The following is a 12,221-nucleotide window of genomic DNA, read 5'->3' as shown; positions in this document are numbered from 1 at the left end:
ATTTCAGATAATTAGATTGGGACCAGCTGAGAAAACTTGATCACTCCTGGTAAGGCTGAGCATGGGACTACGAATCTAGGGGTCAGGAGTTCGAATCTCTTCGGGCGCGCCAGTCAAATCAACACGTTAGCTAAATTACACTGAGCTGGTTTTTGTCCGGGGCGCTCCCAGGGCGCTCCCATGCTAACATCAGCGGCGGAGCTGGGATGGCTGCTTAGGCGGCCCACGAGCGGTGCGACCGACTTTAACACGCGGCGCCCCTGACTTATCGGTGTGCGCCGTCACAGGACGTAGACATAACCAATAGGCCCCGACATTGCGATAGCCTTGAAACCGTGGTCGGGCTGACCTCGCAAGCACGAGCAAGGTCGAAGCCGCGGCCCCGACCGCGTGATGTCACGTCAGCTTGGCGGTCCGCCAATGCGAACGCGGCGGTAATGCGTCAGTTTGAAATTTCGCCCGATCGCGCTGCGTATAGGATCGAACCAGACTACGGGACAACCATTGATAGCGTCCCCAATGGGTTTGAGATCGTTCAAACGGAATTCCAGCCATGACGTAATTTGTGCAGACTGTCAGGTCTCCGCTTTGGGCAATCCGCATAAATGACCAGAGCCCCCAAACGTCCCCGCGACCCTAACCAGCTGGCCATGTTTATTGTGGACGTGGCCACCAATGAGCAGCCCCTCGATGAATCCGCAGTCACAGACAGCGCGCGTCGCGGCGGCCTGAAGGGCGGGGCAGCGCGGGCGGCGAAGCTTTCGCCGCGGCGAGGGCTCGGACTATAATGTTTGCCTGCGCGCCGGCTCTACCTGGCGCGGCCGCGCGTCGGCGTCCCAGTCTGCGACGACATCCTGGTAGATGTCCTCCTCTTGCGCGTTATGGAGCCGCACAAGGGCGTCGATCGAATCGATGATGCGCTGGGCGTCGCGAACGACATAGCGGTCCGAGTCGTCAGCACAAAGCCCCACGGCGAGGCGATCCAGTAGCCGCGCCTGATGCAGAATTTCGCGGTGGGCGCGGCTCATCGCGGCAAGGCCGTGGCGTTCCACGAGAACGCTTGCAAGTTGCGGCTGGACGGCTCCCTCGTCGTTGCGCTCATGCGCTGCTATATCCCCGCCGACAATGCGATTGGCCTCGATGATGAGATCGACGGCCTTTTGCCCCTCCAGATCGTCGAGGGCGTCGGCGATCTTGCGTAGGCGATCGAGGCTGGTCTTCAGGCGCTCGTGACCCTCCTGAAGCGACTGCGCGGCGCCTGGCGCCATCGCCGCCCGGGCGGAGCCGCGTTCGCCGCGGAGCGCCCGCAGCGCGTTAAGAATGACCGCTACGTCGATCGCCTCCTGCGTCAGCGCCCCGGCGACCGGAGGCAGATAGCCGAACGCCGCCATGCACATCGCTACTGCTGACAGGCCCATTCCGACAATGATGCTCTGAATGGCGATGGCCCGCGTGCGCCGCGCCACCGCGACGGCCTCGGACACCCGGTCGAGGCGATCGACCAGTATGACGACATCGGCGGCTTCCGAGGACGCGCTCGCCCCGCGCGCGCCCATGGCGATGCCGACGTCTGCTGCGGCAAGCGCCGGCGCGTCATTGATGCCGTCGCCAACCATGATGGTCGGATGCAGGCGCTGCTCGGCGGCGACCGCCTCGACCTTCTCGGTCGGAGCCCGGTCGGCGAGGATGGCGTCGAGATTCAGGGCAGCGCCGATTGTCTCCGCGGCATCGGCCCGGTCACCCGTCACCATGACGATGCGCGAAACCCCCGCTTCGCGCAAAGCCGCGACGGCGCGCGGCGCCTCCGGCCGCAACTCGTCCGCAAGCAGAAGGGCTGCGACCACGCGCCCATCGACGGAAACGAAGACGCTGAGAGCGGAGCGCCAAGAGGCGCGCCGCAGCGCGCGAATCGCCCAGTCCTGCGGCCGGCCGCCGCCCGAGGCGAGCGTATGCGACCCAACGCAGATTTTTCGCCCGTCAATGAGGCCACAGAGCCCCGACCCCATCGTCTCGCGGACGTCCGACGGAACAGCCAGGGAAATGCCTCTTTCCAATGCGGCGGCGACGACGGCGCTGGCGACGACATGATGCGAGGCTTGTTCGAGAGAGGCGGCAAGACGAAGCGCGTCTTCGGAATTTTCGCCGGGAGCGGTCTCTACGGAGACCAGTCGCGCGCCGCCGACGGTCAAGGTGCCGGTCTTGTCGAACATGACCGTATGCGCCCGCGCCAGCGCCTCGAGCGGTCCGCCCCCCTTGACAAGAATGCCGCGCCGGGCCGCGCGCGAGGTTCCCGCAATGAAGGCGACGGGCGCGGCGAGGATCAAGGGACAGGGCGTCGCCGCGACAAGCACGGCGAGACCGCGAATGGGATCGCCTGATAACGCCCAGGCCGCGCCGGCCAGCGCAAGCGTCACAGGCAGGAGAAGCAGGGCGTAGCGATCCGCCATGCGGGTGAACGGCGCCTTGGCCGTTTGCGCGGCCGTGACGAGGCTGACGATGGCGGCGTATGTGCTTTCGCCTGCGCTCGCCGACGCCTGCATCTCGAAAGTCTCTCCGACGTTTACGGTCCCGCTGCGCGCCGGCTCGCCTAAACGGCGCAAAACCGGCATCGGCTCGCCGGTGAGCGCCGATTCGTCGAGCGAAGCGGCCGAATTCAGGATCAGACCGTCGACGGGGACCACCTCGCCGGCCCGCACAAGAAGCCTGTCGCCGATCGCAACCTGATCGACCAGGACTTCCTCAAAAGCGTCGGCCACGCGACGGTGCGCGACGCGGGGGGCGCGGTCGACCAGCGATTTCAGTTCCCGCTCGGCGCGCCCAATAGCGTAATCCTCAAGCACGCCGCCGCCGGCATACATCACGGCGACGACCGCGCCCGCGAGCGGCTCACCGAGCGCGATCGCGGCCGTCATGGACAGGAATGCGACAGCGTCGACGCCGGCCCGCCCGGACAGGAGGTCGCGGACGATGGAAATGGCGAGGCTGACGGCGACCGGAATGGCGCCAGCCGCCCAGATCCAGCGCGCGAGATCGGGCCGGCCGACAAAAACCGCGACGAGGCCGCCGGTCAGGCCGATCAGCGCAATCAGGATCAGGGCGCGACGCGCCATTCGCGCATTGATCATAGATGTCTTCCGCATTTCAAGCGCGAGCGATCGGCAAAAGAACGAATGCCGCCGCGGGCGCGGACCTTGTCCGCTCGAGGGGCGTCAATTGTTTGAATGAGCTAGTCCAATGTTACCTCGGAGTTTCAAGCGACGCCTATCGTCGCTCCCGCGGAAATTTAGATAGTCTCGTGCATGACCGACTTTCCGCAAATAGAAATCCTCCTGCGTTTCAATTAACGCCAAGGCAAGGGGGCCAGGATCTCCGAACCCACAGCAGCATCTCTCCGAAAAACTGGATGTGGCAGAGCTAACCGCCAATCATCCCGAGCGTGAGCCGGGATTCGATCCAGAAGAGCCACAGCCCAGCGCCTCTTCGGTTATGCTCCAACTACGATTGTATCAACATTGACCCTTATCAATGCGCTCGGTCCGGGAATCCCGCCCGTTCAAGCGCAGCCGATCATCAGGCGAAATTTTCGACGACCTCGAACGCGATTGTCGGAGCCTTGCGAGCCTCTATGTAGCATGCAATTCAAAGTCGCCTTTTGGGCTCTTTCGGAAGTCAACTGTATCGAGGATGCTGCTTTTCACAGGCGATCCCGAACGCCTGAGAAATTGCACACGGATCGTATGTATTTCTTCATATTCGGCTTTGCCGTAAATGGCCCGGCCAACGACGCCGGCTATGGACGTCGCCTCCGTGTTGAATTCCTGATGGGTCGCCTTGCTGGCAGGCGTTTCGACGCGCAACACCGTAAATATGTTTCCTTTAAGCAGAGCCTCAACCGCCTCGTCAGCCGCTCCCAGATTTTGGACAACCAACACGCGGATATTTTCGATTTTTATCGCGGGCTGGGCCACATTGGTCTGCGCTGCGGCTGTCCCGGCCACGTTTGCGACCATTGGCGCGCATAAGATCAGTAATGCAGTCACAAAATTTGTTGACATCGCTGCGTCCTTTTTCATGGAACCTCCGATCCTTTCAGATCCCGGACGGTGATTGGGTGGAGCCAAAATTCCCACGGACCGCAATGCGACATCCGTCGCGACCGGCAAACAACGGGTGGGCAGGCTTCAGGCCAAAGGAGCGAACCTGCGGAAGAGCGCGATCGGCCCTCGATGGCAGAGACGTCCTGCCGGCTTGCGGGAAATGACGCACAGGCCATGCGGACGCGCCAGACTCGGATTCTACTCAGATCGACGGTGAGGATGCGCTTCTTGACCCGCGGCGCCTCCGGGCGGAAACCCAAGACGCCTGAACCGCCGTCAGTCGTCGTCCTCCTCCTGTTCACGCCGAACGCGTTCGAGGCTCGCCGGGTCATATTTAGCCTCGAGCCGCTCCCCGCCCGCCCTAGTTGCCTTGATCTTGTAACAGCCGTCGTCGGAGCGGATGGAAACCACGGTCCAGCCTTCGGCTTCGAGCTTTTTCTGGAGCGTTTCGCGAGGCTGCCAGTCGGCGAGCGGGACGCTGCAAATCTGGCGGGCTGCGACCGGCGCCGGGCCAAGGCATGCCGTGACAACCAGAATTGCGGCAAAGAACGCGTATTTCAATGCTGCTCCCCCTCTGGCACCCGCCGCACAGCAAAACAAGCATGCGGAACTGACGCCTGCCTGAATGAAGGCAGGAATTATACGCCCCATTCGCCAGGCCGACAGGTTAAGTTCGGACGAAATGCGCCGAGGCGACACATGCGTATCCTATTGGTCGAAGATGATCCCATCCTTGGAATGGCTGTACGCGACCAGATCATGGACGATGGACATACGGTTGACTGGGTCAAGCGTCTCGACGAAGCCGTTGAAGCAATCCATTCCGCCGCCTTTGAGCTCATCCTGCTCGACCTGATGCTGCCGGACGGTCGCGGTCTCGATTTCCTCAAGCGCCTGCGGTCGGCGGGCGATGTCACGCCTGTGATGGTGCTGACGGCGCGCGATCAGATTACTGACCGGATCGGCGCTCTTGATGTCGGGGCCGACGACTATCTCATCAAGCCTTTCGATCTCTTCGAGCTTTCCGCGCGCATCCGCGCGGTCGGACGGCGCTATTGCGGCAATCCCAATCCGCTGATCGCTTTCGGCGATTTCGAGATTGATCTCGCCGCCCGCTCCGTCCGGCGCGGCGGCAGGCTAGTCGCGCTGACCGCAAGGGAATGGTCGCTATTTGAAGCCTTCGTGCAGCGCCCGAACCAGCTGATGTCAAAATCACAGATCGAGGAGCGGCTCTATTCCTTCGACGCCGAGATCCAGAGCAATACGATTGAAGTCTACATAGGGCGCCTGCGCAAGAAGCTTGGGGCGCAGGCGATCGAGACGGTGCGCGGCATGGGTTATCGTCTTGGCTCGCCGAGAAATCTGACATGACTGGTAGCCGCCCGTCCGCCGGATGGAGCCTGAGCCGCCGCATCGGATTGTGGCTTGCCGCCGCGGTCACGGCTCTGTGGCTCGCAGCCGCGACGGCGGCCGGCCTGGCGCTGCGCCACGAGATCGATGAAGTGTTCGACAGCGCGCTGCAGGAAGTCGCGCAACGCGTGCTGCCCCTCGCCTATGCCGAATTGCTCACGCGTGAGGACGGCGGCGCGACCCAACATATGGCCCCGATCGGCCCCCACCGGGAATACATCAGCTATGTGGTCCGCGACAAGGACGGGCGCGAACTGCTCCAGTCAAGCGACGCCGGCCGCATGAAAATTCCGGGCGGTCTCGCGCCCGGCTACCATACCACCGACCGGCTGCGCGCCTACACCGAGGCGGCCGTCCGGGGCACGATCCTCGTCACTGCCGCCGAGGACCTGCGCCACCGCGAGGCGGCAGTCCGGCGCGCCGTCGCCGCCCTGATCTGGCCCCTCGTCGCCCTCGCGCCAATCGCGTTCCTTGGCGCATGGCTCTCGATCCGGCTATCGCTGAAGCCGGTGGTCGCCTTCCGCCGGGCAATCGAAGCGCGGGACCGCGGCAATCTCGCCCCGGTCGCCGCGGCGGGGCTGCCGGACGAGATCGCGCCTGTCGCTGCGTCGGTCAACGCCTTGTTGGAGCGCCTGCGCGGCGCGCTCGAGGCCGAGCGCAGCTTTACCGCCAACAGCGCCCATGAACTCAGAACGCCGATCGCCGCCGCGCTGGCGCAGACCCAGCGCCTCATCGCCGAATTGGCCGAGGGCCCGGCCAGCGAACGCGCCCGCTCCATAGCGACGGCGCTGCGGCGCCTCTCGCGCCTCTCCGAGAAGCTCCTGCAACTCGCGAAGGCGGAGGGCGGCGGCCTTCTTGCCGAGACCCCGGCGCCGCTCGGCCTCGTGCTGCGCCACATCATCGAGGAGGTCGACCGCCAGACAGATTGCGGCGACGCGCTCGAAATCACGATCACGCCGGATGGCGGCCCGCTTTCGGATCTGGATCCCGACGCCTTTGCGATCCTCGCCCGCAATCTGATCGAGAATGCGCTGAAGCATGGCGCGCCCGATACGCCCGTCTCGGTGCGGCTCGCCGATGGCCTGTTCGAGGTTTCAAATCACGGCGCCATTGTTTCAGCCGAACAGCTCGAGCGTCTTGTGCGGCCCTTCGAACGCGGCCCGACGCGCTCGCAGGGGTCGGGTCTTGGCCTTGCGATCGTGGCCGCCATCTGCCGCGGCGCGGGCCTCACGCTCGACCTCGCCTCGCCGATCCCGGGCGAGGCCGATGGCTTCCGCGCAACAGTGCGCTTGCCCACAGTACACTTGGCCACGCCCGCGCCGCGAGCCTGACGGGAAGCTGAACGCAAACCCGCATCTCCTTCAGGCCGCCGTCAGGCGCGAAGGCGAGGGTGGTCCGGTCAACACCAGCCGGAGAATCCCATGAAGAAACCCATTTTGATCGGAGCCGCCCTGCTTCTTTCCACAGCCGCCATTGGCGCCGCTCTGGCCGCTGCCGGCGGCGATTTTCTGGAAGGTCATCGCCAGCAAGTACGTCAAGGCGTCGAGGCGGCCGGCGAGGAGCGACCTGCGCTCCTCCTCGCGGAGCAGTCGCAGGAGCGCGACTCTTCCGCGCGACGCCACCATGAGGAGGATGATGATGACGACGATGAAGGCGGCGACCGCGGCGCGATCCCGCAGGCCGCCCCGGCCGATCCCAATGCGCCGGTTCCCGACAATGGCCTCTTCAAAGGTCACGCCCGTCCGAAGGTCGAGGTCCAGTGACCAGGCCGCGACTCGGCCGCCCCACTCTTCTTCGAGGAACAAACCGATGAAATTCGTCATGTCTGCGCTCGCCGCAGCCGCCGTGATCGCGCCAGGCCTCGCGGAAGCGCGCCAGATCACGTTCGAAACCACGCTCAAGAATTACAGCGGCAATGGCGCCTATGTCGTTCTCTGGGTCACGGACGCCGCCGGCAAATACAGGGCCACGCTCTGGATGGCCGGCGGCAAGGCGAAATACTACCGCCATCTTTCCGACTGGCAGCGCGCCTCGGGCGGCCGGCCGGCGGAGATCGACGGCATTACCGGCGCCAGCATCGGCTCGGGAAAGACGCTGAAGATCAGCCTCGACATCGCCGACGCCATGATCGACGCCGGCTACAGGCTCCACATCGACACGGCGGTCGAGGACGGCATGGACAACCCGTCCGAGGTCGTTGCGCCGCTCGAGGCCTCCGCCTCCGGCAAAGCTGTCTCCGGCAAGGGCTACGTCAGGTCCTTCTCGGTCGTCTTCTGATCCGACTGGAAACCCCATGCTTCGTCGTCTTCATTCGGCTCCGGGCGTGTTGCTCGCGCTCGGCCTCGCCGTCGTCGGCCTCACCGGGGCGGCGATCTCCGTCAAACCTGCGCTGGACCGCCTCTCGACGCCGGACATCTCGCGCGGCGTCAGTGTGGCGGCTCTTGCCGAGGCTGTCGCCGCCCGTCACGAGCGGATCGACGCCATCCGCAAGCGGCCTGACGGCGCCATGACCGTCGCTTTCGCCGATGGCGACATGAACGGCGTCGAACGGGTCGATCCGGCGACGGGCGCGGGTCTTGGCCCCTACAAGGTCTCGGAAAGTTTCCGCTTCCTGACCACGCTGCATCGCTCCTTCCTCGCAGGCGACGCCGGCCGTGCCGCGGCGGGATTGGGCGCGCTCGCCATGCTCGTGCTGTCGGCCTCCGGCGCCTTGATGCTTGCCCGACGCCTCGGCGGTTGGCGCGCGCTGATGCGCCCGATTCGGGGAACGCCCGCGCAGCGCTGGCACGGCGAGATCGGCCGCTTCGCGATCGCTGGTCTGCTCCTATCGTCGCTGACCGGCGTCTGGATGTCGGCGAACAGTTTTGGCTTGCTGCCCCAAAGCGAGGCTGCTGCGGCGGCGGTTGCGGCGAGCGGCGGCGCGTCGGCTCCGGTCGGCGCGCTGGCGGCATTGCAAGCCATCGATGTAACTGATCTGCGCGAGCTGAGCTTTCCTGCCCGCGACGATCGGCTCGACGCCTACAGCCTTCGCACATCAGCGGGCGAGGCGCGGATCGACTCGTCGAGCGGGGCGCTGCTCGCCTTCGCCCCGGCGACCGCGTTGGATCGCTTTCAGGATCTCATCCATATGCTCCACACCGGCAGGGGCGCGTGGGTTCTTGGCCTGTGGCTCGGCCTGTCCTGCGCCGCGGTTCCAGCGCTCGGCGTGACCGGCGTCGTGATGTGGCTGCGGCGGCGCGCCGCACGCCCGCGCTTTGCGGGGAATGTGTCGGCGCGCTCCGCGGATACGGTCATCCTTGTTGGCAGCGAAGGCAATTCGACCTGGGGCTTCGCCAGGACGCTGCACGCCGCACTGACCGCCGCGGGTCATCGAGTCTACACGGCGGCGATGAATGAATTGCAGCCGGTCCATACGAAAGCAGCGCGGCTGTTGATTCTCACATCTACTTACGGGGACGGCGCGGCCCCGGCTTCGGCGGCAAAGTTCCTCGCGCGTCTCGCCGTTCTGGACGGCAAGGCTCCAGTGGCAGTGCTTGGCTTCGGCGACCGCAATTTCCCGCGCTTTTGCGGCTTCGCCGAGGAGGTTTCGGCGGCGCTCGAGGCGAAAGGCTGGCCGCGTCTGCTGCCTATGAAACGCGTCGATCGCGGCTCGGCACAGGAATTCGCGCAATGGGGCCGCGACCTTGGCGCGGCGCTTCGCCATGATCTTACGCTTGCGCATGTCGCCGCGCCGCCGAAGACGCAAGCGCTCGAACTCATCGAACGCGAGGAATATGGCGCGGCTGTCGGCGCGCCAACCGCGATCCTGCGTTTCCGGGCGCCGGGCGGCCGCGGCGATGCCGGATGCCTGCCCGCGTTTGAGCCGGGCGATCTCCTTGGCGTCCTTCCGCCGGGCAGTACCATGCCGCGCTTTTATTCGCTGGCGTCGTCCTCCCGTGAGGACGTGGTCGAAATCTGCGTGCGGCTGCGCCCGGGCGGGCTTTGCTCGAGCTTCCTGCATGCGCTCGCGTCCGGCGATCGCATCGACGCCTTCGTCCGCGCGAACCCGACGTTCCGGCCGGTCGCAGGCAGGTCGCCGCTCATCCTGATCGGCGCGGGGGCTGGCGTTGGCCCGCTCGCCGGCTTCGTGCGCGCCAATGAGGCCGGGCGCCCAGTGCATCTCTATTTTGGCGGCCGGAGCCCGTCGTCGGACTTCCTTTACGAACATGAGTTCGCGCAGCGTCTCATCGAAAAGCGCCTGACTTCGCTGAACGTCGCCTTCTCGCGCGGGCCGGACGGCGGCGCCTATGTTCAGGACCGCATCGCTGCCGACGCGCCGCGCCTGCGCGCATTGATCCGCGAGGGCGCGCAAATCCTGGTCTGCGGCGGCCGCGACATGGCGACAGCTGTGACCAACACGCTCGACGCGGTCATCCGGCCGCTCGGCCTCGATCTCGCAACCCTCAAATCAAATGGACGCTATGTTGAAGATGTCTACTGAATCCCGGAACGCCAGCGCGCTGCGCCGTCACGCGCTGAACGGCCCGGCGATGGGCTCGCGCTGGTCGGCTGTCTTCTTCGCCGCCGATGATTTTGATGCAGCTGCCCTCGCGCGCAGCTTCCAGAGCGCCGTTGATCGCATCGAACAACAGATGTCGAGCTGGCGCGCGGATTCCGATCTCGCCCATCTCAACGCCGCGCCCATCGGGGCGTGGGTTTCGATCCCGCACGAGCTTGTCACGGTGCTTGCCGTCGCGCTGAAAATCGGCCGCCTTTCGGAAGGCGCCTTCGACATCGGCGTCGGCGATCTCGTCCGCGCTTTCGGCTTCGGCAGCGGAGCGCGGACGCCCGACGCGGGGCTGATCGCGCGTGTTGCGGGGCGCCCGTCCTTTGAACCTCCAAAGACGCTGCAGCTCGACATCGCCTCGCGCCGTGCGCGGCGTCTCGCGCTGCTGCAGCTTGATCTTTCAGGCATCGCCAAGGGCTTCGGCGTCGACGAACTGGCGCGCGAGGCGCAACGCTCTGGCCTCACATCCTGGCTTGTCGGCATCGACGGCGAGATGCGCGCCGAGGGTCTGAAACCCGGTGGACGCCCCTGGGCGGTCGCTCATGAAAAGCCAATCCCCGGATCGCGCGAAATCCTGGGGGTGCTCGACCTCTCCGGCGCCGCCGTCGCGACCTCCGGAGCGTATCGGCACGTGGCGGAGGTGGAGGGGCGGCGTGTGTCGCACACCATAGATCCGCGGCGGGGGAGGCCGCTCGAAAGTGATCTTGCCGCCGTCACCGTCCTCGCCGAGACCTGCACGGCGGCGGACGCATGGGCCACCGCCCTCATGGTCGCGGGCGCCGAGCGCGGCTTAGAACTAGCCTCACGTCTCGGCCTCGCCGCCTTGCTGGTTAGGTCCGACGGAAGCGTACTCTCGACCTTGCCGACCCCCCCCCGGAGACCGGTTGGACCAGCTCCCCGCGCTCGCGTAAGCTCGCGCGGCACATTGTGCGGTCGTAGTCCGAGGCGCGGGTGCTGATCGTCAACGCCGAACTCTGTACGCTGTATCTCAAGGACGGCGCAGACCTCGAAGAGCTGCTGCTACATGCCAGATGCGTCATTGGCCTCCGAGCTCGGAAACACAACAATTCATCGAAAATGGATCTTTCAGCGCCAGATTGCACTAAGGCGACTATCGCACAGCCTTCTAGCCTCTCAAGTGCTTAGTTGGCAGCCGCGATGATTCATTGAACCTTTTCTGTCGCTCTGAGGTGGGCGGCAACCGCGCGGTGCGCGTGACGTAGGTGCTCGCAGCGGACTGCTTTTTAGAAAGATAATCGCTCGGTAGACTGGTGCAAACTGCCAGTTTTTTTATAGCTCGATACATTTCTCCCGTACAGGAAGTGCATGGCCATCCGCGATCATGAATGGGAGCGCGTGGTGCCGAAACTGCACGGCCATCGCAGCGCCCCTCGCGCGCGTCACGCAAATCATTCCTTGCGACACCGATATGGCGCCGTGACGGTGAGATAACCCTGGAAAATTCGCTGGACGTGCGAAACGTCGCGTTTGGCTGCATCGCTGTCCGCCTTCTCGCCTTTATCGTCGAGAGAGCCGCTACGCAAGCGCTACATAAAATCCATGTACCATGCGATGCGCGACACCCCGAACTAGCAAACATGCAAATTTCCGTTGGTTCTTTGCTCCTTTTTGTTTGCGCAAGAAGTTGTACAGATGCCTTTGACCGACGGGCATCTGCCCACCCCACCTTTCCTCGACCAAAAAGGAGATCCGACTCAGCGAAAGGCCAGGGTTATTCGGCGTGATCGCGCCTGCGAGCTCGAGCGCAGTCTTTTGCCATCCATCTTCAGCCTTTTTTCGGCGGTCGTTGGCGCTTCGACTGGCGCCCTTTTGCCTGGCGATTCGCGGCAGGAGCCTACGGTCGATCCGGCTCGATGCTTCCAAGCATGCGCCGATCATGAAATAGCTGGATTGGAGAAACTCCGGGACGCCAGGTCGGCCTCGCAGCGCTTCGGTCTGCGCGACGAACCGCTTCTCATAGTCGTTTAAGCGTTCCAGGGCCTGCTGTAGGTCCCGCTGCTTGCGCTCATCCGGGCAGCGGTCGATTTCGTGTTGCAGACCACTGCGAAGGCCAAGGCAGAACTCGCGGATCTTCAACATGTGGCCCTAGAACATTCGGTCGGCAATGGTTTGACAAATCACCTCGGGCGCAGGCGGCTTATCATCAT

10 protein-coding genes are annotated in these 12,221 nt (G+C 64.7%); 5 read left to right on the top strand and 5 right to left on the bottom strand.

Going from position 1 to position 12,221, the window contains the following annotated elements; genetic code table 11:
- Positions 1–782: 782 nt before the first annotated feature.
- The 3 genes from CR492_RS12315 to CR492_RS12305 form a co-directional block, all read right to left on the bottom strand.
- Positions 783–3,125, bottom strand: coding sequence for a heavy metal translocating P-type ATPase (locus tag CR492_RS12315; RefSeq protein WP_180982531.1), 2,343 nt, complete (start codon positions 3,123–3,125; stop codon positions 783–785).
- 498 nt (positions 3,126–3,623) lie between these two features.
- Positions 3,624–4,073, bottom strand: a complete 450-nt coding sequence (locus CR492_RS12310; RefSeq protein WP_146030253.1) for a hypothetical protein — start codon at positions 4,071–4,073, stop codon at positions 3,624–3,626.
- A 300-nt stretch (positions 4,074–4,373) separates the two neighbouring features.
- Complete coding sequence (locus CR492_RS12305; RefSeq protein ID WP_245412062.1) at positions 4,374–4,658, bottom strand: PepSY domain-containing protein; 285 nt, start codon at positions 4,656–4,658, stop codon at positions 4,374–4,376.
- 138 nt (positions 4,659–4,796) lie between these two features.
- On the opposite strand from CR492_RS12305, the gene CR492_RS12300 reads away from it, so the two are divergent.
- Positions 4,797–5,468: a response regulator transcription factor gene (locus CR492_RS12300; protein ID WP_102844047.1), complete on the top strand. Its 672-nt coding sequence runs from the start codon at positions 4,797–4,799 to the stop codon at positions 5,466–5,468.
- Positions 5,465–6,838 (top strand): sensor histidine kinase, encoded by a 1,374-nt coding sequence (locus CR492_RS12295; RefSeq protein WP_102844046.1) that lies wholly within the window; start codon positions 5,465–5,467, stop codon positions 6,836–6,838. The genes CR492_RS12300 and CR492_RS12295 overlap by 4 nt, the downstream gene beginning before the upstream one ends.
- Before the next feature lie 30 nt (positions 6,839–6,868).
- On the opposite strand, the gene CR492_RS20815 is transcribed toward CR492_RS12295, so the two are convergent.
- Entirely contained in the window at positions 6,869–7,330 is a 462-nt protein-coding gene (locus CR492_RS20815; protein WP_180982530.1) for a hypothetical protein, read from the bottom strand.
- Here CR492_RS20815 and CR492_RS12285 point away from each other — a divergent pair.
- Genes CR492_RS12285 through CR492_RS12275 form a run of 3 tightly spaced genes read left to right on the top strand, consistent with a single transcriptional unit; the run spans position 7,317 to position 11,011 of the window.
- Positions 7,317–7,784, top strand: coding sequence for a DUF2271 domain-containing protein (locus CR492_RS12285; protein WP_102844044.1), 468 nt, complete (start codon positions 7,317–7,319; stop codon positions 7,782–7,784). The two genes, CR492_RS20815 and CR492_RS12285, sit on opposite strands and share 14 nt — an antisense overlap.
- Before the next feature lie 16 nt (positions 7,785–7,800).
- Positions 7,801–9,987: a PepSY domain-containing protein gene (locus tag CR492_RS12280; protein ID WP_102844043.1), complete on the top strand. Its 2,187-nt coding sequence runs from the start codon at positions 7,801–7,803 to the stop codon at positions 9,985–9,987.
- Positions 9,968–11,011 (top strand): FAD:protein FMN transferase, encoded by a 1,044-nt coding sequence (locus tag CR492_RS12275; RefSeq protein ID WP_102844042.1) that lies wholly within the window; start codon positions 9,968–9,970, stop codon positions 11,009–11,011. Before CR492_RS12280 ends, CR492_RS12275 begins: the two co-directional genes overlap by 20 nt.
- A 578-nt stretch (positions 11,012–11,589) precedes the next feature.
- On the opposite strand, the gene CR492_RS12270 is transcribed toward CR492_RS12275, so the two are convergent.
- The gene (locus CR492_RS12270; RefSeq protein WP_102844041.1) at positions 11,590–12,153 is read right to left on the bottom strand and encodes a hypothetical protein; all 564 of its coding nucleotides are present in this window, start codon (positions 12,151–12,153) and stop codon (positions 11,590–11,592) included.
- Positions 12,154–12,221 lie beyond the last annotated feature (68 nt).

Origin of the sequence: Methylocella silvestris (assembly GCF_002891535.1) — a bacterium.
In the GTDB taxonomy this organism is placed as follows: Bacteria; Pseudomonadota; Alphaproteobacteria; order Rhizobiales; family Beijerinckiaceae; genus Methylocapsa; species Methylocapsa silvestris_A.
This window is presented reverse-complemented; position numbering and strand designations above follow the sequence as displayed.